Raw genomic sequence first — 26,929 nt, forward strand, 5'->3', positions numbered from 1 at the left:
GAAGGATAGAGGGTATGCAGCTTCGCACCGACCTCCGCAACGTCGCCATCATCGCTCACGTCGACCACGGCAAGACCACCCTGGTCGACGCCATGTTGCGGCAGGCCGGCGCGTACGGCGCACGCGGCGAGAACACCGAGCGGGTGATGGACTCCGGTGACCTGGAGCGGGAAAAGGGCATCACGATCCTGGCCAAGAACACCGGCGTGCGTTACCTGCCGGCGGACGGCTCCGACCCGGTCACCATCAACATCATCGACACCCCCGGCCACGCCGACTTCGGCGGCGAGGTGGAGCGCGGCCTGACCATGGTCGACGGTGTGGTGCTGCTCGTCGACGCCAGCGAGGGTCCGCTGCCGCAGACCCGCTTCGTGCTGCGTAAGGCGCTGCGGGCCCGGATGCCGATCATCCTGGTGATCAACAAGGTGGACCGTCCGGATGCCCGGATCAAGGAGGTCGTGGACGACACCTACGAGCTCTTCCTCGACCTGGACGCCGACGAGGAGCAGATCGACTTCCCGATCGTCTACGCCTGCGCCCGCGACGGCATCGCCTCGCTGACCCAGCCCGCCGACGGCTCGGTGCCCGACGACAGCACCTCCCTGGAGCCGCTGTTCCGCACCCTGCTGGACACCATCCCGGCACCCTCGTACGAGGACGGCGCGCCGTTGCAGGCCCACGTCACCAACCTGGACGCCTCGCCGTTCCTCGGCCGGCTCGCGCTGTGCCGGGTCCGCCAGGGCACCATCAACAAGGGTCAGACGGTGGCCTGGTGCCGCACCGACGGCAGCACTCAGCGGGTCCGCATCTCCGAGATGCTGATGACCGAGGGCCTGGAGCGCACGTCGGCCGAGACCGCCGGCCCGGGCGACATCATCGCCGTCGCCGGCATCCCGGAGATCATGATCGGTGAGACCCTCGCCGACGTCGAGAACCCGGTCGCGCTGCCGCTGATCACGGTCGACGAGCCGGCCATCTCGATGACCATCGGCACCAACACCTCGCCGCTGGTCGGCCGGGTCAAGGGCTCCAAGGTCACCGCGCGGATGGTCAAGGACCGGCTCGACAAGGAGCTGATCGGCAACGTGTCCCTGCGGGTCCTGCCCACCGAGCGGCCGGACGCCTGGGAGGTGCAGGGCCGCGGCGAGCTGGCGCTGGCCATCCTGGTCGAGCAGATGCGCCGGGAGAGCTACGAGCTGACCGTCGGCAAGCCGCAGGTGGTCACCCGGGAGATCGACGGCAAGACCTGCGAGCCGGTCGAGCGGCTGACCATCGACGCCCCGGAGGAGTACCTGGGCGCGATCACCCAGCTCCTCGCCACCCGCAAGGGCCGGATGGAGCAGCTGGTCAACCACGGCACCGGCTGGATCCGGATGGAGTGGCTGGTGCCGGCGCGCGGCCTGATCGGCTTCCGCACCGAGTTCCTCACCGACACCCGGGGCACCGGCATCCTGCACCACGTCTTCGAGTCCTACGAGCCGTGGTTCGGCGAGCTGCGCACCCGCAACAACGGTTCGCTGGTCGCCGACCGGGCCGGCGCGGTCACCGCCTTCGCGATGATCAACCTTCAGGAGCGTGGCCAGCTCTTCGTCGACCCCACCACCGAGGTGTACGAGGGCATGATCGTCGGGGAGAACTCCCGCTCCGACGACATGGACGTCAACATCACCAAGGAGAAGAAGCTCACCAACATGCGGGCGTCGACCTCCGACGAGACGGAGAAGCTGATCCCGCCGCGCAAGCTCTCGCTGGAGCAGGCCCTGGAGTTCTGCCGCGAGGACGAGTGCGTCGAGGTCACCCCGACCGCGGTGCGCATCCGCAAGGTGGTGCTCGACCAGCAGCTGCGGGGCCGGGCCGCCGCCCGCCGCAAGCACGCCGGCTGACCCACCAGCACCCGACACCGGGCGCGTCGGCCGCAAGCGGCCGGCGCGCCCGGTGATTTTTTCCCCCGACGGGTACGCGAGCCCACCCCCGCTTGATCCGCTACGGTCACCGGCATGACCTGGGATGATCTCGACGCCCACCTGGACCGGGTGCCCGGCACCGTCTCCGCGTACGTGGGGCGGCTCGACGCGCCGCCGACCTGGACCCGCCACGCGGACGCCGGCCACTACGCCGCGAGCACCATGAAGGTGGCGGTGCTCGCCGCGCTGCACCGCGCCGCCGAGGCCGGCACCCTGGACCTGGACGCCCCGGTCCCCGTCGTCAACGACTTCGACTCCGCCCAGCCCGGCGCACCCCGCTTCGCCAACGCGCAGCCCTACGACAACGACGACGCGGTCTGGGACCGCGTCGGCGGCACCGCGACACTGCGCTGGCTGGCCGACCGGATGATCGTGCGCTCCAGCAACCTCGCCACCAACCTCGTCCTCGGCCACGTCGGGCTGCCCGCGGTCGCCGAGGTCTGGGCCCTCGCCGGCGCCCGCAACAGCGTCACCGGCCGCGGCATCGAGGACTTCGCCGCCCGCGAGGCCGGCATCACCAACACGGTCACCGCCGCCGACCTGGCCGCCCTGCTCGGCGCCCTGGCCACCGGGACCGGCACCCCCGGCCCACTCGCCTCACCGGCCGCCTGCACCACAATGCTGGACGTCCTGCTCGCCCAGGAACACCGCGAGGACCTCGCCGCCGGCCTGCCCGAGGGCACCCGCATCGCGCACAAGAACGGTTGGGTACGCGGCGTCCGCCACGGCGCCGGCCTGGTGCTGCCCGACGACGCCCCGCCGTACCTCATCGCCGTCTGCACCACCACCGACCTGGCCGGGGGCGACGACCAGGTGGAGGACGACGCCTGCCTGCTGCTCGCGCACATCTCGGCGCAGGTCTGGGCGGCCCGCCACCAGCTCTGACCCGACAGCCTCGGCGGCGAGGTCAGCGCCACCGACTGCGGCTAGGCTGCTCGCACCCCCACCCCGGAGCCGCCGATGCCCCGCAGTCGCACCGTGCTGATCGCCTTCCTCGTCGTGACGGCCGCGAACCTGTTGGCCAACGCCACCGGCGGCGGCCTGGCCTTCCTGCTGACCAAGCCGCTGCTGATGCCGCTGCTGGCCGCGTACCTCTGGCGGGTCAGCGCCGAACGCGCGGCCCGACCGGACCGGCTGCTACTCGCCGCGCTGGCCTTCGCCACCGGCGGCGACGTCGCCCTGATGATCGACGGCACCGGCTGGTTCCTCGCCGGCATGGCCTGCTTCCTCGGCACGCACCTCTGCTACCTCGCGGCCTTCACCCGACACGGCGCCGCGACAGCGCTGCGCCGCACGCCGCTGGTCGCCGCCCCCCTGGGGTACGCGGTGCTGACCGTCATCGCGCTGACCTGGATGTGGGCGGGGCTGACCGACGTCGGGCTGGCCGTACCGGTGGCCGGCTACGCGATCGCGCTGGCCGCCATGGCGAGCACCGCCGCCACCCAGGGCTGGCGGGTCGGTCTCGGCGCCGCGCTCTTCCTCGGCTCCGACCTGCTGATCGCCGCCGGGGTGGCCGAGGTGGCCCAGCCAGCCGGCGCGCCGGTGCTGGTCATGGCGACCTACGCCGCCGGCCAGGCACTGATCGTCACCGGCCGCGCCGCCGGCACCGGCACCGGCACATCCACCGACGCACCTGTCACTCCAGCAACTGCGCCCGCAACGCCCTGAGGTCGCCATCGGTGAGCCCCAGCCCGTCGCGCAGGTACGCGTCGAACGAGCCGTGCACCCGACGCACCTCGGCGTAACCGGCGTCGAGGTACTCGGCGCGAACCTCCAGCACCGGCAACACCGCGTCGACGTCCAACTCGGGATTCCGCCGACGCATCGCCTCGACGATCACCGCCCGCAGGCTGTCGGTCAGCTCGTTGTTGCGCAGGTAGTCGGCGCGAATGGCCGTCTCGTCCACCCCGAGCGCCGTCAACAGGATGACTGTCAGCCAACCGGTGCGGTCCTTGCCGGCGGAGCAGTGGTAGAGCAGCGGCAGGTTCTCCGGCCGGGACGCCAGCCGCACCGCCTCGGCGAAACCGACCCGCGCCGACTCACCGGTGACGAACCAGCGGTAGATCGCCGCCATCGCCCCCGCCGTGCCCTGCCGGGCCAGCTCCGCGTACGCGTCCAGGTCGTGACCGAGCAGCACCGCCGAGACGTACGTGAAGACCGGGTGCTCCGCGTCGTGCACCGGCAGACGCACCACCAGTGGCTCACCGGCGAACCGGTCCTCCGGCGCGACAGCGATCTCCGAGGCGTCGCGCAGATCCACCACGCACGCCGGCCCCAGCTTCGCCAGCACCGGTAGGTCCTCGTCGGTCAGCCGACCCAGCGCCGGAGTACGGATCAACTGCCCGACCCGGACCCGCCGCCCGTCCGCGCCGACGAGCCCACCCAGGTCACGCGCGTTCGGTGCACCCACCAGCTCCCAGCCCTGCCCGGTCATCCGGTCTCCCCTCCCGCGGTGAACCTTTGTATAGGGTGCCCCATATGACGATCTCGGCGGTACGCACCCACCGGGTTTCCGCCCCCTTACACACCCCGTTCGTCACCGCGCTGCGGCGTACCACCACAGTGGACACCCTGGTCGTCGAACTCGTCGACAGCGACGGCCGGTCCGGCTTCGGTGAGGCGCCCCAGGTCTGGCAGGTCACCGGCGCGTCGGTCGCCGGCGCGCAGGCGTGCGTCCGCGAGTTGCTCGGCCCACAGCTGATCGGCCGTGACCCGGACGACCTGGTGACCCGTTGCGCCGAGGTGCAGCGCGCCGTGGTCGGCAACGAGGCCGCGAAGGCGGCGGTGGACGTCGCCCTGCACGACCTCGCCGCGCGGCGGCTGGGCGTACCCCTGGTGCGGTTGCTCGGGGGCACCACGCTGCGGGTCCCGACGGACGTCACCCTCGCCGCGGGCGACGCGGTGGACCTGGCGACCGCGGCACGGCAGCGGCAGGCCGACGGCTTCGGCGTGCTCAAGTTGAAGGTCGGCACCGACGCGGCCGGCGACCTGGACCGGGTGCGCGCGGTACGGGCGGCCGTCGGCCCCGGCACCCGGATCCGGCTGGACGCCAACCAGGGCTGGACGCCCCGGGAGGCGGTCCGGGTGATCCGCGGCATCGAGGACGCCGGGCTCGACGTGGAGTTGGTCGAGCAGCCGGTGGCCCGTTGGGACCTGGACGGGCTGGCCTGGGTCAGCGACCGGGTGTCCGTGCCGATCCTGGCCGACGAGGCGGTCTTCGGGGTCCGTGACCTGGTGGAGGTGATCCGCCGCCGGGCCGCCGACCTGGTCAACGTCAAGCTGGCCAAGTGCGGTGGGCTGCATCCGGCCCGTACCCTCCTCGACCTGGCCACCGCGCACGGGCTCGGCACTGTGGTCGGCTCGATGATGGAGTGCCAGGTCGGCATCGGGGCGGCCGCGAGCCTGGTCGCCGCGTACGGCACCACAGCGGTCGCCGATCTGGACGCCGCCTGGTGGCTGGCCTGGTCACCGGTGCAGGGCGGCATCCGCTATGACGGGGCGACAGTTGTGCTGCCGGACGCCCCTGGCCTGGGCATCTCCGGCCTCGCTGAAGCAAAAGTGCAAGCTCGTGGTTGATGGCCGTCGGTTTCTTTCATAGGGTTCCCCTGGACAGCCGACACGATCTGGGGGTTGACGTGGAGCTGCAACCGGGCCGCGAGGCCGTCGTCCGGGTCGCCGTGGCGACGCTGTGGACCTCCCCCGAGGCCGTCCGCCCGGTCGACCGTCCGGCGCTGACCGCCGGCGCCGACATCCCGACCTGGGTCTCCGGAATGGACACCGACCAACAGGTCGGCGACTGCGTACTGAGCCAACTCCTGCTCGGCGAACGGGTCCTCGTCAGCGAGCTACGCCCGGACGGCTGGGCCCGGGTCGTCGCGGTCGAACAACCAGCCGCCAAGCTGGACCCCCGCGGCTACCCGGGCTGGCTCCCCGCCGAGCAGCTGGCCGTTCCCGACCCGGCCCACACCAGCATCGACAGTCCGCTGGTGGTGGACGCCACTGTCACCGGGCTGCACGCCGCCCCGAACGGGCCGGTGGTGCTGCCCGGCGTCGTCGTCGGCACCCGGCTCGTCCCGGCCGGCCCCGCGCTCGACGACTGGCGGCCGGTGCACGTCCCCGGCCGGGCCACCCCGCTCTGGCTGCCCGACCGCCACCTGGCCCCGTCCTCGGCCGCGTCGCCGGCCGCCGCGCAGGCACTCGCGGTGGCACAACGCCTGCTGGACGTGGTCTACATCTGGGGCGGTCTCTCCGCGCACGGAATCGACTGCTCGGGGCTGGTGCATCTGGCCTGGCGGCGGTTCGGGGTGCTGCTGCCCCGCGACGCCGACGATCAGGCAGTGGCCACCACCCCGCTGCCACTGGGCGCGGAACGCCCCGGCGATCTCTACTTCTTCGCCCGACCCGGCCGCAAGATCCATCACATCGGCATCGTCACCGCCACCCCAGACGACGGCGGCCAGCGCCGGATGCTGCACGCCTGCTACCGGCGGCGGCGGGTCATCGAAGAGGAACTGCCGGCAGACCGGACCGCCACGCTGGTGGGCGCGCACCGGGTCTGACCGGTTACCGGCCGGGCGCGTGTCCGCACCCGGCCGGTGAACGGTCAGTGTCGGGCGTCGGCCAACTCGCGACGCCGGTCCCGGGAGGACTTGATCAGGCTGGCGGCGGTGGCGACGCCCAGGGTGCCGATGATGACCAGCAGCGACAACCAGATCGGGATGTGCGGCGCCCAGCCGACGTGCTCGCCACCGTTGATGAACGGCAGTTTGTTGTCGGCCAGTGCCTCCAGCACCAGCTTGACCCCGATGAACCCGAGCACGACGGCCAGGCCGTAGCTCAGGTAGATCAGCCGGTCCAGCAGGCCACCAAGCAGGAAGTAGAGCTGCCGGAGGCCCATCAGCGCGAAGACGTTCGCGGTGAAGACCAGGTACGGCTCCTGAGTGATGCCGAAGATCGCCGGGATCGAGTCCAACGCGAAGATCAGGTCGGTGGTGCCGATCGCGATCATCACGATCAGCATCGGGGTGAACAGCCGCTTGCCGGCCACGTGGGTGGTGAGCTTCGCGCCGTCGTAGTCCTTCGAGATCGGCAGCGCCTTGCGGCTCCACCGGATCAGCAGGTTCTCGGAGAACTCGTCCTCGTCCGGCTCACCCTGCCGCGCCAGGTTCACCGCGGTGTAGATCAGGAACGCGCCGAAGATGTAGAAGACCCAGGAGAACTGCGTGATCAGCGCCGCACCCGCGGCGATGAACCCGCCGCGCATCACCAGCGCCAGCACGATGCCGACGAGCAGCACCTTCTGCTGGTACTGCCGAGGCACCCCGAAGCGCGCCATGATGATCACGAAGACGAAGAGGTTGTCCACCGAGAGGCTGTACTCGGTGAGCCAGCCGGTGTAGAACTGGCCGGCCGCGCTGGCCCCGGAGGTCAGCCAGACACCCACACCGAAGAGCAGGGCGAGACCGACGTAGAAGCCGACCCAGAGGCTCGACTCCCGCACACTCGGCTCGTGCGGGCGTCGACCGATGATCAACAGGTCGACGAGCAGGACCGCAGTCAGTGCGACAAGCGTTCCCGCCCACACCAATCCGGACACGTCCAACGTTCATTCCTCCGGCAGACACGCGGCGTCGGGCACACCGTACGCCCCTGCGGGAGCCGGCGTGCCGCTGTCGCTCACTCTGGTGACTGTCGGAGGTCTCTTCCGCCGTCGCCCCGGAGAGGGGCGGCGACCTACGGGGCCGGGTCGGGCGCCGTGGTTCCGGCGATCGACCGTGCTGACGACTCCGTTGCGGGGGAATACTCCCCTCCTCGGTGACCATTGTTGCCCACCACGCCCCGTGATCACACCCCGGGCAGTCGGTGGCGCCGGACACTGCTCGGCGCGTCACATCGCCTTCGGCTTCCTAGGAGGCTAGTGCACGTCTGGTGCGGCGATCGGGTCGGCGAGCGGCCACCCGGCAGCGAGCAGGTCGTCGCAGGCCCGCACCGCCCGGGCCAACCGATCGGCGTGCGACCCGGCCAACTCCACCACCGGCACCCCGCACCCGGCCAGCTCGGCCCGGAAGCGCTCGGTCATCCAGGCCCGCAGGTGCTCACCGTCGCGCAGCCCGTCATCGGTGAACGGCACCCCCTGGTGATCCGTCAGCAGATACAGCGCCGGCCGACGCGCCGCCGCCCGTACCTCCTCCGACGCGCTGCCCAGGTAGCGCTCCTCCCACACCGCCGTCGCCCGCGCGTCGGTGTCGCAGACCAGCAACGGCCCGCTCGTCCGGGCCGCCGCGTCCTCGGCCGCCTGCTGCTCGCGGACCACCGCGCGGAAGTCGTCCCGGTCCCAGGCGACGTCGAAGACGGTCGCCTCCGGCGTTCGTTCCCGCAACCGGGCCAGCTTGCGAGCGGTCAACTCCCGGCCGTACTCCGGCACCCAGGACGTGCCGTAGTGCCCGGCGAGCGCCGCCGCCATCGTCGTGGTCCCGGTCGACTCGGCCCCGACCACCACGACCCGCCGGACGAACCACGCCCGCACCGGCGGGCTGAGCCACCGCCAGTGACCCGCCGGGTCCGCGCGCACCGCCGTCCCGGACACCGGCACGGTCCGCCGGTCCGGATCCACCGACACGGGTACGGCGTGGAAGCGGCGCGCCAGCTCGGCGCCGTACGCCTCGGACGAGAAGACCGCGTCCACCGACCCCGACCCGACCGCCTCGCGGAACACCGCGCAGTGCGCGTCCCAGACCGCCGGATCGGCATAGTCCACCGGGTGGTCGTCGTACCGGCCGACGAAACGGACCCACGGCGTGTCCGCATGCACCTCGCGCAGCCAGTCGAGGCGCAGCGAGAGCGGTACGGACTCCCGACGTGCGGGCGCCACGACGACTGTCACCTCGGCGCAGCGGGCGGCGGCGGCCCGGATCAGCGCGTGGTGCCCGGCGTGCGGTGGATAGAACTTGCCCACCACCATCCCGTGCCCGAACTCCGCGGCGGCCGGACGCGCCGGCCCGCGTGGCGCCGGCGCGCGGCCGGATGTCTCGGCGTTCACGCGGTGACCGGGGCCGGGCCGGGCGGGACCGCGCTCGGCCGGTCGACCCGACGCAGATCCGCGCGCCAGGCCCGCAACCCGAGTACGCACAGGGCGAGGAAGACCAGGTAGAGCACGGCCGTCAGGTGCAGCCCCTTGTACGCGTACAACGGGATGTAGATCAGATCGGCGGCGATCCAGAGCCACCAACTCTCCACCCGCTTGCGGGTCTGCCCGTACGTGGCCAGCAGGGACAGCGCCGTGGTCAACGCGTCCGGCAGCGGCACTGTCGAGTCGGTGGCCCGGTCCAGCAGCACCCAGAGCGCGCCGGTCAGCAGCAGCCCGGCGGCGGCCAGCGCCAGCCACTCCCGCCGCCCCGTCCGACTGACCGTGAGCCGGGTGCGCCGCTCGCCCCCGAACAGCCAGTGCCACCAGCCGTAGCAGCCGAGTGCGACGTAGACGACCTGCAGCCCGGCGTCGGCGTACAGCCCGGCGGTCCAGAACAGCACCATGAGCAGCAGCACGTTCGCGATGCCGATCGGCCAGTTGGCGATCTTCTGCCGGGCCACCAGCCACACGTTGAGCACACCGGTCACGAACCCGAGCAGCTCCGCCCACGTGGTGCCCGTACCGGCCACCCGAAACGCGGTGCCGGTGAGCCAATCGATGATCACGAGGCCACCCTAGGTGCGTCGCCGACGCCGGGCCAGACCCCCGCGACACCGCCCGCCCCGACCGCCGTGGGAGGCTGTCCGACATGGTGCTTGAGGTCGCGCTGATCGACGTACTACCCGGACACGAGGACGCGTTCGCCGCCGCGTACGCCGAGGGTCACCCGGTGCTCGCCGGGGCGACCGGCTGCCGTTCCGTGCGGATGACCCGAGGAATCGAGTCACCGACCCGCTTCGTGCTGCTCGTCGAATGGGACTCGGTCGAGGCGCACGAGAAGAACTTCCGGGCCACCGAACGGTTCGACAAGTGGCGCGCGCTGATCGGGCCGCACTTCGCGGGACCGCCCGTTGTCGAACACTTCCTCGACGTACCGGCCTGAGCCGAGCTGTCGTACCCCGCGGTTATCGTGCCGGGCGCACGCGCCGGCCGCCGGTCCCGACGGGCTCGGGGGCGCCGGGCCCGGTGGCCGCGCGGCGCGTCGTCGTCGGCACCGCTGAGCCGTTACTCGCCAACGCGGCGGGCCAGCGCTGTGACCGTCTCCTCCGGTGACAGCGCCGCGGCCAGCAGCGCCGCGGTCATCCGCTCGTAGCGGTCGACGTCGAGCACGGTGGCCAGCCGGACGTCGGTAGTCAACGCCTCGAGCATGACGGTGCGCGGGTCCGCAGGGTCGGGAAAGGCGTAGCAGGAATACGGTGTGAGCGGATGCAGCCCGCCACCTGCCGCTCCGCGTGGCAACAGCCGCACCGTGACGTGGGACAGGCCGGTCACCGCGACCAGATGACGCAGCTGTTCACGCCAGACCGCCACCGGCAGGTCACCCGGGTCGCAGACCGCCTCGGCGAGCACCGCCGTGTAGCGCGGCGGGTAGGCCCGTCGCAGCACCTCCTGCCGCAGCGCCCTCGCGCGCACCTCGGCCTCCACATCGACCTCCGGCGTGAGCTGGGCGCCGGCGACAACCAACACCCGGGCGTACGCGGGCGTCTGGAGCAGCCCCGGCACCACCGACGGCTGGTACTCGACAATGTCGGCGGCGCCCGCCTCCAACTCGGCGTAGGTGCGTTGCCGTTCGCTCATCTCGCCCAGCGTCTTCCACCAGCCTCGACTGGTCGCCGCGTCCCGGGCGATGACGATCAGCGCCTCCCGGGCGGGCGTGGGCACCTTGTAGACATCCAGCAGATCGAGCACGTCGGCGAGGTCAGGGCGACTCTGGCCCAGCTCGATGCGGGACAGCTTCGACGTCGAGGCCCAGCCCAGCCGGTCGCAGACCTGCTCCAGGGTCAGCGACTCGCGCCGACGGAGTTGGCGCAGCTCTGCGCCGAGACGTGCACGTCGAATGACAGGACTTGTTGGCAGCGGCATCCCGGCCTCCCCACCGAGGGAGACTACGCAGGACGATCACCCAGTGCAATAGCTCGCTCGCGCACCGCAATCAGGGCATTCGACACCGTCGGCCGGCCCGGTCAGCCCGAACACACCGTTCCCGCAGGTCAGTACGGTTTCAGGCCGCGAAGGCCGGGGCCTGCGGCCGCCCGTCCCCCATCGGCGTGGGCGGGCTCAGGGTCGGTAGGTGCCGAAGGACCAGACGTTGCCGGCCAGATCGCGGGCCGCGTAGTCACGGGAGCCGTAGTCGGTGTCGAACGGCTCGCGGATGATCTCGGCGCCGGCCGCGCGGGCCTGGGCGCAGTGGGCGTCGACATCCGGCACGGCCACGTAGACCGACCAGTCGTCGTCGGCCGGCCGGGGCGGGGTGTCAGCCCGACCACCCAGCATGATCATGCCGGTGTCGAGGACCAGTTCGGCGTGCGCGACCGCGCCGTCCGGCGACTCGTGCACGGCATGCGCCCGGAAACCGAAGGCGACACCGAGCCAGTCGATCGCGGCGCGCGGATCGGGATAGCGGAAGATCGGATAGATGGTTCGCATGACCCGATTCTGCGGCCGGCGGTGCGACCCCGGATTGGACGAATGTGACCTCGGCGGGTCGCCGACCCGACTGCGGTCGGCCGGCGGTCGTCAGCGGGCGGAGAGCAGCGCGGCCGGCGTGGCCCCCGCGAACTCGTGGAAGTCCCGGATCAGGTGGGACTGGTCGTAGTAGCCACAGCCCGCCGCCACGGCGGCCCAGTCGACTCCCCGCCCGACCCCGCCGGCCTGCATCGACGCGGCGTGAGCCTGCTGAAAACGCAGCAGCCGGGCCGCCATCTTGGGCGGCAGCCCGACCTCCAGCCGGAACCGGGACGCGAGGTGCCGGCGGCTCCAGCCCAACTCGTCGGCGAGCACACCGACGCTCCCCCGCCCACCGCTGGCGGTCAGCCACTGCCACGCCCAGTCGAGCCGCGGGTCCACCGGCGGGGACGCCGCCAGCCGGGCGGCGAGCACCCGGTCGAGCAGGTCGAACCGTTCCGACCAGCCGGGGGCCTCGGCGAGTCGGCCGCGCAGCCGATCCAGCCAACGGCCCGGGAGCTGCCCGACGCCGACGGCCCGATTGGTCAGCTCACTCAGAGGCAGACCGAGAAGCCGGCGGGCGGTCAGGGGGGCGAGCAGCAACTCGACGCCCTCCCCCACACCCACAGTGCGTGTGGTGCACCAACTGTCGAAGGTGCCGGCCACGAACGAGTCGACAGCGGTGGCGCCACGCTGCGCGCTACGCGGGTCTGTCACGTCCAGCGGAGCGCCCCAGCCCAGGATCAGCACCACGAAGACGCCCGCCGACTCCCGGCGGACCAGCGGCACGTCCGCCCGTTCCCGGTAGCCCACGTACCTGTCGACGAACGGACGCAGGCTGGCGTGGGGCAGCCCGAGGACCATCTCGCCGGTCGGCGCCACCGCCGTCAACAGTGCCCGCCCTTCGCGTGCCCCGGTCGGCCGGGCCCGAGCGGTGCGCTGGGCGGGGCCGACCGGGTGGCCGTCACTTCACGCCGGCGGCGTCCATGCCGCGCAGCTCCTTCTTCAGGTCGGAGACCTCGTCGCGAATCCGGGCCGCCAACTCGAACTGAAGCTCGCGGGCGGCGGCCAACATCTGGTCGTTGAGCTCCTGGATGAGCTGGGCGAGGTCGGCGCGGGCCATCCCCTCCCGTGAGGTGGTGGTCGCGGCGGACCGGCTCCGGCTGCGGGTCTCCTTGACCGGTGCCTTGCCTCGGGAAAGCTGACGCACCGCGCCGCCGACCCGGGAGTTCTCGGTGTCCTCCGCCTCGCGGTAGATGTCGTCCAGGATGTCGTGGATCTTCTTGCGCAGCGGCTCCGGGCTGATGCCGTGCGCCTCGTTGTGCGCGATCTGCTTGGCCCGACGCCGATCGGTCTCGTCGATCGCCGCCGCCATCGACGGGGTGATCTTGTCGGCGTACATGTGCACCTGGCCGGAGACGTTACGGGCGGCCCGCCCGATGGTCTGGATCAGCGACCGGCCACTGCGCAGGAAGCCCTCCTTGTCGGCGTCGAGAATCGCCACCAGCGACACCTCGGGCAGGTCCAGACCTTCGCGGAGCAGGTTGATGCCGACGAGCACGTCGTAGTCGCCCTTGCGCAGCTCGCGCAGCAGCTCCACCCGGCGCAACGTGTCGACCTCCGAGTGCAGGTAGCGCACCCGGATGCCGTTCTCCAGGAGGTAGTCGGACAGGTCCTCGGCCATCTTCTTGGTCAGCGTGGTGACCAGCACCCGCTCGTCCCGGTCGGTCCGCAGCTTGATCTCGTGCATCAGGTCGTCGATCTGGCCCTTGGTCGGCTTGATCACGACCTCCGGGTCGACCAGACCGGTGGGTCGGATCACCTGCTCGACGAACTCGCCCTGGGCCTGCTCCATCTCCCAGGTGCCGGGGGTCGCGGAGAGGTAGACCATCTGGCCGACCCGCTCCAGGAACTCGTCGAAACGCAGTGGCCGGTTGTCGGCCGCGCTGGGCAGCCGGAAGCCGTGGTCGATGAGCATCCGCTTGCGCGACGCGTCGCCCTCGTACATGCCGCCGATCTGCGGGATGGTCACGTGCGACTCGTCGACCACTGTGAGGAAGTCGTCGGGGAAGTAGTCGAGCAGGGCGTGCGGCGGGCTGCCGGGCAGCCGCCCGTCCATGTGCATCGAGTAGTTCTCGATGCCGGAGCAGAAGCCCACCTGCCGCATCATCTCGATGTCGTAGGTGGTGCGCATCCGCAGCCGCTGCGCCTCCAGCAGCTTGCCCTGCCGCTCCAGCTCGGCGAGGCGCTCGGCCAACTCGACCTCGATGTCACGGATCGCCCGTTCCATCCGCTCCGGACCGGCCGCGTAGTGGGTGGCCGGGAAGATCACCAGCTGGTCGACCTCGCGGACCACGTCACCGGTCAACGGGTTGAGGTAGTAGAGCTTCTCCACCTCGTCACCGAACAGCTCGATCCGGATCGCCAGCTCCTCGTACGCCGGGATGATCTCCAGCGTGTCGCCGCGGACCCGGAAGGTGCCCCGCTGGAAGGCCATGTCGTTGCGGGTGTACTGGATGTCGACCAGCCGGCGCAGCAGCTGGTCGCGGTCGAGCTCCTGCCCGATCTGCACCTTCACCGCCCGGTTGAGGTACTCCTCCGGAGTGCCCAGGCCGTAGATCGCCGAGACGGTCGCCACCACGATCACGTCGCGGCGGGTGAGCAGCGACATCGTCGCCGAGTGCCGCAGCCGCTCCACCTCCTCGTTGATCGAGGAGTCCTTCTCGATGTAGGTGTCGGTCTGCGGAATGTACGCCTCGGGCTGGTAGTAGTCGTAGTACGAGACGAAGTATTCGACAGCGTTGTGCGGCAGCAGCTCGCTGAACTCCTTCGCCAGCTGCGCGCAGAGGGTCTTGTTCGGGGCGAGCACCAGGGTGGGGCGTTGCAGCCGCTCGATCAGCCACGCCGTGGTGGCGCTCTTGCCGGTGCCGGTCGCGCCGAGCAGAACGGTGTTGCGGTCGCCGCGCCGAACCCGACGCTCAAGATCGTCGATGGCTGCCGGTTGGTCGCCGGCCGGCTGAAAGTCACTGACGACCTGGAAGCGGCTGTCCAGCCGGGGAATGTCGAGCGCCATGCCGTCAACGGTACGCCGGAGGTCCGACAGGAACGGCCGTCACGCCAGGTACGTGATCGGCTTCAATATTCCCATTGTGTGGCCCATGTCACCGGGACTACCCTCTTCATGTAGGCCGCTCGCGGCGGCCGACCGGGCCGGTGGCCAGGCCAACATCACGGCCGGTCACCCCCGGCACTGCGGTCGCAGCACCCGGCTCGTCCGGCGTGCGCACCCGTGTGGTCGCGCTCGAGGCGCAGACCGGCCGCCGCGAGCGCCCCTGCTCGTCACCCCGGTGCCTCCCCGCCCGTTTCATCTCCGTGGACACCTCTCCGACCCCGGCACCCGACACCGCCCGCACCGCCATGCCCCGACCGGAGGCCGGAAGCCCCGGCAGCGGCCCGGCCAACGGCAGCGGCAGCGGGCGGCACCGCACCGGCTCGACCGGCAGTGCCACGGCGGCCGGCCGAAACAACGACACCAAGAACACGTCCAAGGCCGGCCGAGCCAACGACACCGGAGGCAGGTCCACAGCCGGGCGGTCCGCCGGCGGCGCGCGCCGAGCCACCGCCGGCGGCAAGACCGGCGACACGCGGCGGGCCGCCGCCGAGCGAAGCCTCACGGAGAACCGCGAGACCTCCCGCCCACGCGACACCCCGGACACCGCCGACACCACCGGGGCCGTCGACACCACCGCGCCACCCTCGGCCGGCCGTCGTCGGCGTACGGTGCTGCTGTTGCTCGGTCTGACGGCGGTGACGTCCGCGACGGCGCTGGTGCTCGGGCTGTTGAGCTGGGCGCCCGACCCGCCCGAGCCGGCCCGGCCGCTGACCCTGACGGAGGGCGAGCGGCTGGCCGCCGTGCGGGTCACCAACCTGCGGGACCTGCGCGCCGGCGTACGGGTCACGGCCGGCACCGGCGCCGCCCGCATCGAACTGGTGGGCTGGGTGGACTGGTCCCGGTCACTGCTCTACCTCGACGTGGGCGGGCCGGGAGCGGGCGCCGAACGCGGGCTGTTGCAGAAGAGCGGTCCGGTGCTGGTGATCCGGCCCGATCCGGCGGCGGTGCCCACACCCGCCGCCCCACCACTGATGCCCCCGACGGACCGGTGGCGGCTGCACCGACTGGCACCCGGGGCGCACCTGGCACCGGTGCTCGACCTGCTCCTCGATCTCGCCGCCGACCGTCCCGACACCCCGACCCGGACGGCACCGTCCGACGGAGCGCGCTGGATCGCCCGCGAGGCCGTCCCGGCCGGCCCACTGGACGTGATACAGGCACCACTGCCCACCGGGGCGGCGCCAGCCGCCGGCACGGCCATCGGCACACCCAGCGCCGCGGCGCCCGCCCCGGACCGGCAGACCCGGTACTGGCTCGACCAGGACGCCCGGCTGCACAAGCTGGTGACCCTGCTGCCCGGCGCCGGCCCGGTCACGATGATCTTCAACCGCGCGGACCGGCCGACACTACGGCCGGTCGACGCACTCGGTGGCCGCCCCGGTCTGCCCCGCGCGCTGACCGACGCCGAGCAACGTCGGCTCGACCGGCTGCCGGCGCGGCTGCGCGCCCACGGCGGTGCCACTGTGACGCTGACCGCACCGACGGGCACTGACACGAACCTGCGGGGCGCCGGCTGGTTGAGCTGGACCGCACGCACCGCGTACCTCGCGGTCGCCGACCTGGGCGTACCGGATCGCCGGACCCTGCTGCGCCGCGACGCCGCCGGTCTGGCCCGGGCGGACCTGCGGGCTGCCGATGCCGGCGGCGGCACCGCGGAGGCGCCGGTCCGGCCGCCGCTGCCGCCCCCGGCCGGGGGATGGCGAGTCTCCCGGCCCGGCCGAGACGACCTGAGCGTGCTGGTCGACGCCGCAATCGCCGCCGGGTCGGTCGGGCAGCGCGGCGCGGCAGTGCGGGTACGCGAGGACGTTGCCGCCGGACGGACCGTGGACGTCATCGAGTCGGGTCCGGCCGACGCGCGGCTGCGTTACTGGCTCGACCGGGACGGGTCGCTCCGCCGGCTCGAGTTGCAGACCGACGCCGGCGCGTGGGCGCACCTGGATCTCCAGCCCGCCGTCGTGCCCCGACTGGCTGCCAACCCTCGGCCCGCCGCACCTCGACCTTCGACCCCTCGCTCTCCGAGCCCTCGATCCGGTGCCCGCTGACCGACGCCTCAGGGACGCCAGCCGGTCTGCGCGGCCCACTGCTCGGCCCGCAGGTACTCCTCGTCGAACCACGGGTTGCGAGCCGTGCCGGAATCGCCGGCCTCCGGCGCCGCGTCGACCAGATCCCGCTTGAGCAGCAGGTACGCGGCCCGCTGATCCGGGTCGGCGCGCAGGTGGTCACGCATCAGCAACGCGTACCGCCAACCCGGCGAATCCGCCACCCGCACGTGCAGACGAACCGGGCGGGCCGGGTCCGCACTCCCGTGCAACCGCTTCTCCCACCGGCCCCTACCGGCCGGGCGCGGGTCGTCCCACCACTGCCCCGGCACCCGCGGAAACCCGGCGCTCGCCAGCCGATCGGCAAACGGCCCGTCGGCGTCGGTGAGGCTGGCGACGGCCACCTGCACGTCGATGACGTTCTGGGCGGCCAGGCCGGGCACCGCCGTCGAACCGATGTGATCGATCCGGAGGGCATCCGAGCCGAGCGCGTGCTGGATCCGGGCGGCCAGCCGCGCGTACTGCTCCGGCCAACTCGCGTCGGCCCCGGCCAGCGCGGCCGCGGCCGGCGGGACCACCCGCCGCTGACGCAGGTTGTCCTCGTAGGGCACCAACCGCTGCTTCCAGAGCCTGTCGACGGCGTCGTGCAGCGCCGTCAGACTCCCGTCGTTGGTCAGCACCACGTCCGCCGCCGCCCGGCGACGGGCGTCGTCGGCCTGGGCGGCGATCCTCCGCTCCGCCTCCGCGCGACCCATCCCCCGGTCGCGCGCCAGCCGCTCCAGTCGGGTCGTCACTGCCGTCTGCACCACGACCACCAGGTGGTACGTCGGCGCGAGACCCACCTCGACCAGCAGCGGTACGTCGTTGACGACTATCGCGTCGGGTGCCGCCGCGGCGGCCAGCTCCGCGGTGCGGGCCCGGACCCGGGGGTGGGTGATCGCCTCCAGCCGACGGCGGGCGGTCTCGTCGGCGAACACCACCGCTCCCAGTGCGGCACGGTCCAGTGCGCCGTCGGCGCCCACCACCGCGTCGGAGAAGGCGGCGACGATCTCGGCCAGCCCGTCCGTACCCGGCGCCACCACCTCCCGGGCCACCCGGTCGGCGTCGATCAGCACCGCGCCCCGCTCGACGAGCCGCGCGGCCACCGCGCTCTTGCCTGACCCGATCCCGCCGGTCAACCCCACCCTCAGCACCCGAACAGTCAACCGGATCGACAAGCCCGCCGCCAAACCCACCCATCGCCCGCGTGCCCGCAGGATCGTGGTTGATCCAGGATGTAGTGGTGTGCGGTGCCCGGAAGGCCCCTACATCCTGGATCGAGCACGATCCAGCCGGTCGGTGCCCACCGCCGAGGGTGCCGCGCGGCTGGCGGCGGGTACGGCGAGGGCCCCGCCCCCAGCGATCCGGAGATCGCGGGGACGGGGCCCGTCGTCGTTCAGCGGGTCACTTACCGCCGGCGAGCTTCTCCCGCAGTGCGGCGAGCGCCTCGTCGGTGGCCAGCGTGCCGGCCGGCTCCTCGGCCTGCCGGCTCGGGGCCGGGCTGGACGAGGAGGTGGTGCCACCGCCACCGCCGCCGGCTGCGGCCGGAACGGCCGGAGTCGGGTTGGCGGCAGCCTCGGCGTCGGCAGCCCGAGAGGTCTGCACCTGCTTGGTGTGGGCCTCCCAGCGCAGACGAGCCTCGGCGTACTGGTTCTCCCAGGTCTCGCGCTGCTTGTCGTACCCCTCGAGCCACTCGCCCGTCTCCGGGTCGAAGCCCTCGGGGTAGATGTAGTTGCCCTCGGTGTCGTACGTCGCGGCCATGCCGTAGAGGGTGGGGTCGAAGTGCTCCTCGCCCTCGACGAAGCCCTCGTTGGCCTGCTTGAGCGACAGCGAGATCCGGCGGCGCTCCAGGTCGATGTCGATGACCTTGACCATGACCTCGGAGCCAACCTGGACGACCTGCTCCGGGATCTCCACGTGGCGCTCGGCCAGCTCGGAGATGTGGACCAGGCCCTCGATGCCGTCGTCCACGCGGACGAACGCACCGAACGGAACCAGCTTGGTGACCTTACCCGGCACGATCTGCTGGATCGCGTGGGTGCGGGCGAACTGCCGCCACGGGTCTTCCTGGGTCGCCTTCAGCGACAGCGAGACCCGCTCGCGGTCCAGGTCGACGTCCAGGACCTCGACCTCGACCTCCTGGCCCACCTCGACGACCTCGGACGGGTGGTCGATGTGCTTCCAGGACAGCTCGGAGACGTGCACCAGACCGTCGACGCCGCCCAGGTCCACGAAGGCGCCGAAGTTGACGATCGAGGACACGACGCCCTTGCGGACCTGGCCCTTCTGCAGCTTGTTGAGGAACTCGGTGCGCACCTCGGACTGCGTCTGCTCGAGCCAGGCCCGGCGGGACAGGACCACGTTGTTGCGGTTCTTGTCCAGCTCGATGATCTTGGCCTCGAGCTCCCGCCCGACGTACGGCTGCAGGTCGCGCACACGACGCATCTCGACCAGGGACGCGGGCAGGAAGCCGCGCAGCCCGATGTCGAGGATGAGGCCGCCCTTGACCACCTCGATGACCGAACCGCGGACGACGCCGTCCTCGTCCTTGATCTTCTCGATCGTGCCCCAGGCCCGCTCGTACTGTGCCCGCTTCTTGGAGAGGATCAGACGACCCTCCTTGTCCTCCTTCTGGAGGACCAGGGCCTCGATGTGGTCGCCAACCGTCACAACCTCGGCGGGGTCCACGTCGTGCTTGATCGACAACTCCCGAGAGGGGATGACACCCTCGGTCTTGTAGCCGATGTCGAGCAGGACCTCGTCCCGATCGACCTTGACGACGGTGCCTTCGACAATGTCGCCGTCGTTGAAGTACTTGATGGTCTCGTCGATCGCGGCGAGGAATGCCTCCTCGGAACCGAGATCGTCGTGGGTGACCCGGGTGGCGCTCGAGGGGGCCTCGATGCTGCTCGTCATGTGGGCGGTTGCTCCGGTCGGTGGGTTGTCACAGCAGGCTGGTGTGTCGCAGTGACCTGTTCGCGCCAGCGGATCCGTCGCCGGGCACACCGAACGATCGCCTAGTGAGATCATGATGTGGCTCCGTCGACCGCGCACCTGCTCCCTGCCGAGGCAACGCGATCCGCGAGCGCATCGTCTAGCCTACCGTGCGCATTACCACAGCGTGCAAGCCCTCCCGGGTTCTCTTCGTGCGATGACCTGCGAAAGCCGAACAATCGCCCGGAAAGCACCCCTGCTGTATCCCGCGTCACAGCAGTCCCTCCCGCCCCGCCGGCTCGGACAGCGCGACGTCACCGGAGACGAGTCGATCAAGCCCGCCGCGCGAGGAGTCGCGCAGATCGTGGACGCGCCGCCGTACCCAATGGGGTGGGTGGGGCCTAGCGTGAGCGCGTGGATGACGACAGCCGGGTTACCCGGCGCCGGGTGGGTGACGCCGAGGCCCGGCGCGCCAACCGCGGCTGGTGGGACACCGACGCCGACGACTACCAGGCCGAACACGGCGCGTTCCTCGGCGACGTGGACTTCGTGTGGTGCCCCGAGGGCCTGCGCGAGGCCGACGTCCGGCTGCTCGGCGACGTGTCGGGGCGGCGGGTGCTGGAGGTGGGCGCCGGCGCCGCGGCCGCCGCCCGCTGGCTCGCCACCCAGGGCGCCCGGCCGGTCGCCTTCGACCTGTCCGCCGGCATGTTGCGCCACGCCGCCGAGGCCGCCGACCGCACCGGGGTACGCGTACCGCTGGTGCAGGCCGACGCGCTCGCCCTGCCGTTCGCCGACCGGTCGTTCGACGTCGCCTGCACCGCGTTCGGCGCGATCCCGTTCGTGGACGACTCGGCGGCGCTGCTCGCCGAGGTGCACCGGGTGCTGCGCCCGGGCGGCCGATGGGTGTTCTCGGTGACCCACCCGATGCGGTGGATCTTCCTCGACGACCCCGGCGAGGGCGGCCTGACGGCCGTGCACTCGTACTTCGACCGCTCCCCGTACGTGGAGCAGGACGAGAGCGGCGTGGCCACCTACGTCGAGCAGCACCGCACCCTCGGCGACCGGATCCGCGAGTTGGTCGGCGCCGGGTTCCGGCTGTTGGACCTGGTGGAGCCGGAGTGGCCGGAGGGACACGAGGGGGTCTGGGGGCAGTGGAGCCCGCTGCGCGGACGGCTCTTCCCCGGCACCGCCATCTTCGTCACCGAGAAGCCCGCCGACTGAGCGCGCCGCACCCGTTGTCCGACGTGTGCCCCATCGATCGCCGGTAGGCTCGTGCCCATGAGCGCCGAGCCCGTCCCGACATCACCTGGCCCCTGGTGTCCGGATCCGATGCGGCAGCAGCGTGCCGACTACACGCTGGAGGACCTGCTCACCCTGCCGGACGACGCCCCCCGCGTCGAACTCGTCGACGGAATTATCCAGGTGACACCCTCCCCCACCCTGGGCCATCAAGACATCTCGCTGTTGCTAGCGCACTGGCTGCTGCAACATGTGCCGGCTGACCTCCGGGTCGTCCAGGCCGTCGGAGTCGGACTGAGTCCCAACACCAGCCGACAGCCGGACGTGCTCCTACGGCGGGCCGGCGTGGCGCCATCCCGGTCCACTCTGCGGCCGTCGGACGTCGTGCTCGCCGTGGAGATCGTCTCGCCCGGCACGCGACGGATCGACCGGTTCGCGAAGCCGGGTGAGTACGCCGCCGCCGGCATCCCGTTCTACTGGCGGATCGAGCAGGACCCGGTGCACGTGTACGCGTACCGGATCGGCGACCAGGTGGGGCCGGGCGGTGAGCGGCAGTACGAGCTGGTCGCCGACGGCGCCGACGTGATCGAGTTGGCCGAGCCGTTCGACATCAAGCTGCCGATCGCCGAGATCACCCCGTAGTCGTTTCGCACTGGCCGCCCCGGGTAGCCGAGGACCATGGCCGAACAGCGATTCCACAAGGGCGACCATGTCTCCTGGTCGGCCCACGGCAGCCGCGCGTACGGCGTGGTGCGGGGGACGATCACCGAGCGGACGCGGATCCGCGGGCGGGCCGTGAACGCGGACCCCGACGACCCGCAGTACCGGGTCCGCAGTGTCGGCACGGGCCGCGACGTGGCCCACCGCCCCGAGGCGCTGCGCCATGAGCAGAAGTGACGACGGCCGGGACACCTACCGGGAGTTCACCGAAGCGGTGAACATGAAGCCCGGTGAGCTGTCCACGTGGCTGGAGACCGACGAGTCGAAGCAGGTCGGCTGGCACAAGGGCGGTCGTGCTGGTGGTGGCGAGTCCGTCGGGCACGAATCCGGGCGGAAGATCATCAACCTGCTCCGTCGCAAACGCGGTGACCTGTCCGAGGGCGACTACAAACACATGCGCAAGGTCGTCGGCTACGTACGCCGGCACATGGCGCAGCGTCCCTCCGGCAACGTCCGCGACACCAAGTGGCGCTGGTCCCTCATGAACTGGGGCCACGACCCCCTGAAGTAGCCGGCGCAGCCCGACGACCCTGATCCACCACCCCGGCGGCCGCGACCAGGACGACCCGGTCAGGGGTTCCGGGGCAGCCCCGGAACCCCCACACCGCAACCAAGATCAGTGATCGGCGCTGTTCCAGTCCCGGCCCAGACCGACCGACACCTCCAGCGGCACCGACAGCGGGTAGGCCCCGCCCATCTCCCCCCGGACCAGGGCCTCCAACGACTCCCGCTCACCCGGGGCGACCTCGAAGACCAACTCGTCGTGCACCTGCAACAGCATCCGTGAGCGCAGCCCGGCCTCGCGCAGCGCGGTGTCGACGTGCAGCATCGCCACCTTGATGATGTCGGCGGCGGAGCCCTGGATGGGCGCGTTGAGCGCCATCCGCTCCGCGATGTCACGGCGCTGCCGGTTGTCGCTGACCAGGTCGGGCAGGTAGCGGCGCCGGCCGAGGATGGTGGAGGTGTAACCGTCCTGGCGGGCGCGGGCGACCACCTGCTGGAGGTAGTCGCGCACCCCACCGAAGCCGGCGAAGTAGTTCTCCATCAGCCCGCGCGCCTCTTCGGTGCTGATGCTGAGCTGTTGGGACAGGCCGAAGGCGCTCAGGCCGTACGCCAGGCCGTAGTTCATGGCCTTGATCTTGCGGCGCTGGTCGGGGGTGACCTCGTCGAGCGGCACCCCGAAGACCGACGAGGCGGTGGCGGCGTGGAAGTCGGCGCCGGAGTTGAACGCGTCGATCAGCGCGTCGTCCGAGCTGAGGTGCGCCATGATGCGCATCTCGATCTGGCTGTAGTCGGCGGTGAGCAGACACTCGTAGCCGTCTCCCACCACGAAGGCCCGACGGATCCGACGGCCCTCCTCGGTGCGGATCGGGATGTTCTGCAGGTTGGGCTCGGTGGAGGAGAGCCGACCGGTGGCCGCCACGGTCTGGTTGAAGGTGGTGTGGATCCGACCGTCGTCGGAGACCGACTTCAGCAGCCCGTCGACTGTCGACTTGAGCTTGGCCACGTCCCGGTGACGCAGCAGGTGGGCCAGCACCGGGTGCGGCTGCTGCGCGTAGAGCCACTGCAGGGCGTCGGCGTCGGTGGTGTAGCCCGTCTTGATCTTCTTGGTCTTGGGCAGACCCAGCTCGGTGAAGAGGATCTCCTGCAACTGCTTGGGCGAGCCGAGATTGAACTCCCTACCCACCGCCTCGTACGCGCCCTGCGCGGCGGCCTTCACCTCGGCGGCGAAGTGGGCCTCCAGCTCGGAGAGATAGTGGGTGTCGGCGGCGATACCGGTGCTCTCCATGGTGGCCAGCACCCGCATCAGCGGCAGCTCCACGCCGGCCATCAGCCGGGCGGACTGCTCGCCGTCGCGGGACAGCTCGGCGTCGATCGCGTCGGCCAGGTCGAGGGTGGCCCGGGCCTGGAGCATCAGGTTCTGCTCGACCACCCCTTCGTCGCCGAGACCGTCGAGGGTGAGCTGACCGGACTCCGGGACGTCCACCCGCAGCTCCCGGTGCAGGTAGCGCAGCGCCAGGTCGGTCAGGTCGTAGGAACGCTGGTCGGGGCGGGCCAGGTACGCGGCGATCTGGGTGTCCCGGACGATGCCGGCGAGCTGCCAGCCGTGCGCGGCGCAGGCCAGCACGGCCGGCTTGCTGTCGTGCAGCACCTTGGGGCGCTGCTCGTCGGCCAACCAGCTGGCCAGGGCGCCCTCGTCGGTCGGGTCGAGCCTTGCCGGGTCGACCCAGGCCGCCGCGCCGCCGGCGGTGGCCAGCGCGAGACCGGTGATCGAGGCGGTGTGCCGGCGGTTGGGGCCGGTGTCGAGTTTGACCGCCAACCCGACCGGGGTGCCGGTCGGAACGTGCGTGGTCAGCCACCCGGCCAGCGCGCCGGGCTCGGTGAGCACCTCGCCGGTGAGGTCGAAGCCGGACTCGGCCTCCGGCTCGACCGCCTCCAGGTACTGGTAGAGACGGTCGCGCAGGATGCGGAACTCCAGGGTGTCGAAGACCTGGTGCACCGCCTCCCGGTCCCAACCCGTCCAGCGGCTGTCCTCCGGGCGCAGCGGCAGCTCCAGGTCGGAGACGAGGCAGTTGATCTCGTAGTTGCGGATCACGTCGGCGAGCCGCTCCCGCAGGCTGTCGCCGGCCTTGCCCTTGATCTCGTCGGCCCGGGCGATCACGCCCTCCACCCCGCCGTACGTGGTGATCCACTTGGCCGCGGTCTTCGGGCCGACGCCCGGGATGCCGGGCAGGTTGTCACTGGTCTCGCCGACCAGCGCGGCGAGGTCCCGGTACTGCTGTGGCGGCACGCCGTACTTCGCCTCGATCGCCGCCGGGTCCATCCGGGCCAGGTCGGAGACGCCCTTACGTGGGTAGAGGACGGTGATCTGATCGTCGACCAGCTGGAACGCGTCGCGGTCACCGCTGCTGATCAGCACCGACATGCCCTGGTCGCGGGCCTGGCAGGCGAGCGTGGCGATGACGTCGTCGGCCTCGAAGCCCTCTTTCTCCACCACCGGGATCTGCAGCGCGGCCAGGACTTCCTTGACCAGGCTGACCTGGCCCTTGAAGTCGGTCGGGGTCTCGCTGCGGCCGGCCTTGTACTCCGCGTACTTGTCGGTGCGGAAGGAGTGGCGGGAGACGTCGAAGGCCACGACGATGTGGGTGGGCTGCTCGTCGCGCAGCACGTTGATCAGCATCGAGGTGAAGCCGTACACCGCGTTGGTCGGCTGCCCCGTCGTGGTGGAGAAGTTTTCCACAGGCAGGGCGAAGAACGCCCGGTATGCCATGGAATGTCCGTCAACGAGAAGCAGGCGCGGTGTCGTAGCTGTCACGGCAGCGACTCTAGCCCGCCGCTACGACAGGACGGGACACCGGCACGACGCCCGGCGCGGCCGTTCCGAACGGCCGCGCCGGGTACCGGCTCAGAGCACCTTGGCCAGGAACGCCTTCGTCCGGTCGTGCCGGGGATTGGCGATCACCTCGCGCGGCGCGCCGGACTCCACCACCACGCCGTCGTCCATGAAGACCAGCGAGTCGCCGACCTCCCGGGCGAAGCCGATCTCATGGGTCACCACGATCATCGTCATGCCGTCGCGGGCCAGGTCCTTCATCACGTCGAGCACCTCGCCGACCAGCTCCGGGTCCAGCGCACTGGTGGGCTCGTCGAAGAGCATCAGCTTCGGCTGCATCGCCAACGCCCGGGCGATGGCCACCCGCTGCTGCTGCCCGCCGGAGAGCTGCCCAGGGTAGTTGCCCAGCTTGTCGCCGAGCCCGACCCGCTCGAGCAGCGCGGCGGCCCTTTCCCGGGCGGCGGCCTTGCGCTCCCGGCCCACCAGCACCGGCGCCTCGGCGACGTTCTGCAGGGCGGTCATGTGCGGAAAGAGGTTGAACCGCTGGAACACCATGCCGATCGCGCGGCGCTGGGCGGCGATCTCCTTCTCCCGCATCTCGTGCAGCTTGCCGCCGCGTTCCCGGTAGCCGATCAGGTCGCCGTCCACCCGGATCCGGCCGGCGTTGATCTTCTCCAGGTGGTTGATGCAGCGCAGGAACGTCGACTTGCCCGAGCCGGAGGGCCCGAGCAGACAGCAGACCTCGCCGCTGCGTACCTCGAGGTCGATGCCCTTGAGCACCTCCACCGACCCGAACGACTTGTGCACCTGCTCGGCGCGGACCATCACGCCGTCGCCGGCCGTTCCCGCGGCCCCCGCCGGTGTCGTCACCTGCGTCATCACCGACCCGCCTCGCTCGCGCTACCGCCGGCCTCAGCGGTGATCCCGCGCAGTCTGATCTTCGCTTGGCCGCTCTTGCCGAACCCCTTGGAGAAGTGCCGCTCCAGGTAGTACTGCCCGACGAGCAGCACGCTGGTCAGCAGCAAGTACCACAGGCAGGCCGCCACGTACATCGGGAACACCTGGAAGGTCCGGTTACCCACGGCCTTGAGCTGGAAGAACAGCTCGGTGGAGACCGGCACGAAGGCCACCAGCGAGGTGTCCTTGAGCATCGCGATGGTCTCGTTGCCGGTCGGCGGGATGATCACCCGCATCGCCTGCGGCAGCACGATGCGGCGCAGGATCTGGGTACGGCTCAGGCCCAACGCCTGCGCCGCCTCGGTCTGCCCCTCGTCCACCGACTGGATCCCGGCCCGAACGATCTCGGCCATGTACGCCGCCTCGGAGAGCCCGAGCGCCAGCATGCCGGCGACGAATCCCGTGAGGATCTCCAGCGCGGAGAAGCCGAACAGACGTGCCTCGAAGTCGTCGACACCGAAGAGCGCGCCGATCTGGCGATCGAACGGGAGCCCGAACTCGATCCGGGCCCAGAGGATGCCGAGGTTGCCGAAGAGGATCGCCAGCACCAGCCGGGGCACCGCCCGGAAGAACCAGGTGTACGCCCAGGAGACGCCCCGCAGGATCGGGTTCTCCGACAACCGCATGATGGCGACGACAACGCCGAGACTGACGCCGATCAGCATCGCGAGCACTGTCAGCGCGAGCGTGCCGCGCAGACCCTCCATGATCGGCGGCCGGAACATCTCGTCGACCATGAACGCCCAGTTGAACGCCTTGTTCGTCACCAGCAGGTGGACGAACATGGCCACCAGCACCCCGATCACGGCGACCGCGACCCAACGCCCGGGATGCCGGACGGGCACGGCCTGGATGGGTTCCGGCCGTGCCCGTTCGGTTGTGTCCGTTTCCGACGACATG

Annotated in this window: 24 protein-coding genes; 11 read left to right on the forward strand and 13 right to left on the reverse strand. The window is 71.3% G+C overall.

Annotated elements, in window-relative coordinates; translation table 11 throughout:
- The first annotated feature begins 14 nt into the window (after nucleotides 1-14).
- The 3 genes from typA to ABZ794_RS22360 all read left to right on the forward strand — a co-directional run bounded on the left by typA (nucleotide 15) and on the right by ABZ794_RS22360 (nucleotide 3,632).
- Nucleotides 15-1,883, forward strand: a complete 1,869-nt coding sequence (typA, locus tag ABZ794_RS22350) for a translational GTPase TypA (protein ID WP_124858831.1) — start codon at nucleotides 15-17, stop codon at nucleotides 1,881-1,883.
- A gap of 114 nt (nucleotides 1,884-1,997) precedes the next feature.
- Nucleotides 1,998-2,849, forward strand: coding sequence for a serine hydrolase (locus ABZ794_RS22355; RefSeq protein WP_238688150.1), 852 nt, complete (start codon nucleotides 1,998-2,000; stop codon nucleotides 2,847-2,849).
- Between the two features lie 75 nt (nucleotides 2,850-2,924).
- A complete protein-coding gene (locus tag ABZ794_RS22360) occupies nucleotides 2,925-3,632 on the forward strand; it encodes a lysoplasmalogenase (protein ID WP_357517351.1) in 708 nt (235 codons plus the stop codon).
- On the opposite strand, the gene ABZ794_RS22365 is transcribed toward ABZ794_RS22360, so the two are convergent.
- The gene (locus ABZ794_RS22365; protein ID WP_210785899.1) at nucleotides 3,601-4,398 is read right to left on the reverse strand and encodes a tyrosine-protein phosphatase; all 798 of its coding nucleotides are present in this window, start codon (nucleotides 4,396-4,398) and stop codon (nucleotides 3,601-3,603) included. The two genes, ABZ794_RS22360 and ABZ794_RS22365, sit on opposite strands and share 32 nt — an antisense overlap.
- Before the next feature lie 44 nt (nucleotides 4,399-4,442).
- Between ABZ794_RS22365 and ABZ794_RS22370 the strand changes: the two genes are divergently transcribed.
- Together ABZ794_RS22370 and ABZ794_RS22375 are read left to right on the forward strand one after the other, a co-directional pair.
- Complete coding sequence (locus ABZ794_RS22370; RefSeq protein ID WP_357517353.1) at nucleotides 4,443-5,540, forward strand: dipeptide epimerase; 1,098 nt, start codon at nucleotides 4,443-4,445, stop codon at nucleotides 5,538-5,540.
- 59 nt (nucleotides 5,541-5,599) lie between these two features.
- Nucleotides 5,600-6,523, forward strand: a complete 924-nt coding sequence (locus ABZ794_RS22375; RefSeq protein WP_357517355.1) for an NlpC/P60 family protein — start codon at nucleotides 5,600-5,602, stop codon at nucleotides 6,521-6,523.
- A gap of 44 nt (nucleotides 6,524-6,567) precedes the next feature.
- On the opposite strand, the gene ABZ794_RS22380 is transcribed toward ABZ794_RS22375, so the two are convergent.
- The 3 genes from ABZ794_RS22380 to pnuC all read right to left on the reverse strand — a co-directional run bounded on the left by ABZ794_RS22380 (nucleotide 6,568) and on the right by pnuC (nucleotide 9,656).
- On the reverse strand, nucleotides 6,568-7,566 hold the full coding sequence (locus ABZ794_RS22380) for a TerC family protein (protein ID WP_210785902.1): 999 nt from the start codon (nucleotides 7,564-7,566) through the stop codon (nucleotides 6,568-6,570).
- A 312-nt stretch (nucleotides 7,567-7,878) separates the two neighbouring features.
- Nucleotides 7,879-9,003, reverse strand: a complete 1,125-nt coding sequence (locus ABZ794_RS22385; RefSeq protein ID WP_357517357.1) for an AAA family ATPase — start codon at nucleotides 9,001-9,003, stop codon at nucleotides 7,879-7,881.
- Complete coding sequence (gene pnuC, locus ABZ794_RS22390; protein WP_210785903.1) at nucleotides 9,000-9,656, reverse strand: nicotinamide riboside transporter PnuC; 657 nt, start codon at nucleotides 9,654-9,656, stop codon at nucleotides 9,000-9,002. Before pnuC ends, ABZ794_RS22385 begins: the two co-directional genes overlap by 4 nt.
- 83 nt (nucleotides 9,657-9,739) lie before the next feature.
- Here pnuC and ABZ794_RS22395 point away from each other — a divergent pair, with 83 nt between their 5' ends.
- Nucleotides 9,740-10,033 carry an antibiotic biosynthesis monooxygenase family protein gene (locus tag ABZ794_RS22395; RefSeq protein WP_210785904.1) on the forward strand — a complete coding sequence of 98 codons (294 nt, stop codon included), beginning with the start codon at nucleotides 9,740-9,742 and terminating at the stop codon, nucleotides 10,031-10,033.
- Between the two features lie 122 nt (nucleotides 10,034-10,155).
- Here ABZ794_RS22395 and ABZ794_RS22400 read toward each other — a convergent pair whose 3' ends face one another.
- The 4 genes from ABZ794_RS22400 to uvrB all read right to left on the reverse strand — a co-directional run bounded on the left by ABZ794_RS22400 (nucleotide 10,156) and on the right by uvrB (nucleotide 14,668).
- Nucleotides 10,156-11,013, reverse strand: a complete 858-nt coding sequence (locus ABZ794_RS22400; protein WP_210785905.1) for a helix-turn-helix transcriptional regulator — start codon at nucleotides 11,011-11,013, stop codon at nucleotides 10,156-10,158.
- A 195-nt stretch (nucleotides 11,014-11,208) separates the two neighbouring features.
- Nucleotides 11,209-11,577 (reverse strand): VOC family protein, encoded by a 369-nt coding sequence (locus tag ABZ794_RS22405; RefSeq protein ID WP_210785906.1) that lies wholly within the window; start codon nucleotides 11,575-11,577, stop codon nucleotides 11,209-11,211.
- Nucleotides 11,578-11,667: 90 nt separating this feature from the next.
- Complete coding sequence (locus ABZ794_RS22410; protein WP_238688144.1) at nucleotides 11,668-12,477, reverse strand: helix-turn-helix domain-containing protein; 810 nt, start codon at nucleotides 12,475-12,477, stop codon at nucleotides 11,668-11,670.
- 82 nt (nucleotides 12,478-12,559) lie between these two features.
- Nucleotides 12,560-14,668, reverse strand: coding sequence for an excinuclease ABC subunit UvrB (gene uvrB, locus ABZ794_RS22415; RefSeq protein ID WP_210785907.1), 2,109 nt, complete (start codon nucleotides 14,666-14,668; stop codon nucleotides 12,560-12,562).
- Nucleotides 14,669-14,874: 206 nt separating this feature from the next.
- On the opposite strand from uvrB, the gene ABZ794_RS22420 reads away from it, so the two are divergent.
- Nucleotides 14,875-16,809 (forward strand): hypothetical protein, encoded by a 1,935-nt coding sequence (locus ABZ794_RS22420; RefSeq protein WP_357517361.1) that lies wholly within the window; start codon nucleotides 14,875-14,877, stop codon nucleotides 16,807-16,809.
- 8 nt (nucleotides 16,810-16,817) lie between these two features.
- Here ABZ794_RS22420 and coaE read toward each other — a convergent pair whose 3' ends face one another.
- Nucleotides 16,818-17,999: a dephospho-CoA kinase gene (gene coaE, locus ABZ794_RS22425; RefSeq protein WP_357517362.1), complete on the reverse strand. Its 1,182-nt coding sequence runs from the start codon at nucleotides 17,997-17,999 to the stop codon at nucleotides 16,818-16,820.
- A gap of 250 nt (nucleotides 18,000-18,249) precedes the next feature.
- The gene (gene rpsA / locus ABZ794_RS22430; RefSeq protein WP_091407939.1) at nucleotides 18,250-19,761 is read right to left on the reverse strand and encodes a 30S ribosomal protein S1; all 1,512 of its coding nucleotides are present in this window, start codon (nucleotides 19,759-19,761) and stop codon (nucleotides 18,250-18,252) included.
- Between the two features lie 432 nt (nucleotides 19,762-20,193).
- On the opposite strand from rpsA, the gene ABZ794_RS22435 reads away from it, so the two are divergent.
- From ABZ794_RS22435 to ABZ794_RS22450, 4 genes are all read left to right on the forward strand, one after another.
- The gene (locus tag ABZ794_RS22435; RefSeq protein WP_210785910.1) at nucleotides 20,194-21,000 is read left to right on the forward strand and encodes a class I SAM-dependent methyltransferase; all 807 of its coding nucleotides are present in this window, start codon (nucleotides 20,194-20,196) and stop codon (nucleotides 20,998-21,000) included.
- Nucleotides 21,001-21,108: 108 nt separating this feature from the next.
- Entirely contained in the window at nucleotides 21,109-21,660 is a 552-nt protein-coding gene (locus tag ABZ794_RS22440) for a Uma2 family endonuclease (protein ID WP_357517364.1), read from the forward strand.
- Nucleotides 21,661-21,696: 36 nt separating this feature from the next.
- Nucleotides 21,697-21,915 carry a DUF2945 domain-containing protein gene (locus ABZ794_RS22445; protein ID WP_238688138.1) on the forward strand — a complete coding sequence of 73 codons (219 nt, stop codon included), beginning with the start codon at nucleotides 21,697-21,699 and terminating at the stop codon, nucleotides 21,913-21,915.
- Nucleotides 21,902-22,249: a DUF3140 domain-containing protein gene (locus ABZ794_RS22450; protein ID WP_030489062.1), complete on the forward strand. Its 348-nt coding sequence runs from the start codon at nucleotides 21,902-21,904 to the stop codon at nucleotides 22,247-22,249. The genes ABZ794_RS22445 and ABZ794_RS22450 overlap by 14 nt, the downstream gene beginning before the upstream one ends.
- A 105-nt stretch (nucleotides 22,250-22,354) precedes the next feature.
- Here ABZ794_RS22450 and polA read toward each other — a convergent pair whose 3' ends face one another.
- The 3 genes from polA to ABZ794_RS22465 all read right to left on the reverse strand — a co-directional run bounded on the left by polA (nucleotide 22,355) and on the right by ABZ794_RS22465 (nucleotide 26,928).
- A complete protein-coding gene (gene polA / locus ABZ794_RS22455) occupies nucleotides 22,355-25,054 on the reverse strand; it encodes a DNA polymerase I (protein WP_357517367.1) in 2,700 nt (899 codons plus the stop codon).
- Nucleotides 25,055-25,144: 90 nt separating this feature from the next.
- On the reverse strand, nucleotides 25,145-25,951 hold the full coding sequence (locus ABZ794_RS22460; RefSeq protein ID WP_282102895.1) for an amino acid ABC transporter ATP-binding protein: 807 nt from the start codon (nucleotides 25,949-25,951) through the stop codon (nucleotides 25,145-25,147).
- Nucleotides 25,951-26,928 carry an amino acid ABC transporter permease gene (locus ABZ794_RS22465; RefSeq protein ID WP_210785913.1) on the reverse strand — a complete coding sequence of 326 codons (978 nt, stop codon included), beginning with the start codon at nucleotides 26,926-26,928 and terminating at the stop codon, nucleotides 25,951-25,953. The genes ABZ794_RS22460 and ABZ794_RS22465 overlap by 1 nt, the downstream gene beginning before the upstream one ends.
- Nucleotide 26,929 lies beyond the last annotated feature (1 nt).

Source organism: Micromonospora sp. NPDC047187 (assembly GCF_040643355.1).
GTDB classification, from domain to species: domain Bacteria; phylum Actinomycetota; class Actinomycetes; order Mycobacteriales; family Micromonosporaceae; genus Micromonospora; species Micromonospora salmantinae.

Coding starts and splice junctions, on each gene's coding strand:
- rpsA (WP_091407939.1), bottom strand. CDS start 19,761: ATGACGAGCAGCATCGAGGCCCCCTCGAGCGCCACCCGGGTCACCCAC.
- ABZ794_RS22400 (WP_210785905.1), bottom strand. CDS start 11,013: ATGCCGCTGCCAACAAGTCCTGTCATTCGACGTGCACGTCTCGGCGCA.
- ABZ794_RS22465 (WP_210785913.1), bottom strand. CDS start 26,928: ATGTCGTCGGAAACGGACACAACCGAACGGGCACGGCCGGAACCCATC.
- ABZ794_RS22460 (WP_282102895.1), bottom strand. CDS start 25,951: ATGACGCAGGTGACGACACCGGCGGGGGCCGCGGGAACGGCCGGCGAC.
- ABZ794_RS22450 (WP_030489062.1), top strand. CDS start 21,902: ATGAGCAGAAGTGACGACGGCCGGGACACCTACCGGGAGTTCACCGAA.
- uvrB (WP_210785907.1), bottom strand. CDS start 14,668: ATGGCGCTCGACATTCCCCGGCTGGACAGCCGCTTCCAGGTCGTCAGT.
- ABZ794_RS22395 (WP_210785904.1), top strand. CDS start 9,740: ATGGTGCTTGAGGTCGCGCTGATCGACGTACTACCCGGACACGAGGAC.
- ABZ794_RS22440 (WP_357517364.1), top strand. CDS start 21,109: ATGCGGCAGCAGCGTGCCGACTACACGCTGGAGGACCTGCTCACCCTG.
- ABZ794_RS22365 (WP_210785899.1), bottom strand. CDS start 4,398: ATGACCGGGCAGGGCTGGGAGCTGGTGGGTGCACCGAACGCGCGTGAC.
- ABZ794_RS22370 (WP_357517353.1), top strand. CDS start 4,443: ATGACGATCTCGGCGGTACGCACCCACCGGGTTTCCGCCCCCTTACAC.
- ABZ794_RS22445 (WP_238688138.1), top strand. CDS start 21,697: ATGGCCGAACAGCGATTCCACAAGGGCGACCATGTCTCCTGGTCGGCC.
- typA (WP_124858831.1), top strand. CDS start 15: ATGCAGCTTCGCACCGACCTCCGCAACGTCGCCATCATCGCTCACGTC.
- ABZ794_RS22405 (WP_210785906.1), bottom strand. CDS start 11,577: ATGCGAACCATCTATCCGATCTTCCGCTATCCCGATCCGCGCGCCGCG.
- ABZ794_RS22355 (WP_238688150.1), top strand. CDS start 1,998: ATGACCTGGGATGATCTCGACGCCCACCTGGACCGGGTGCCCGGCACC.
- ABZ794_RS22360 (WP_357517351.1), top strand. CDS start 2,925: ATGCCCCGCAGTCGCACCGTGCTGATCGCCTTCCTCGTCGTGACGGCC.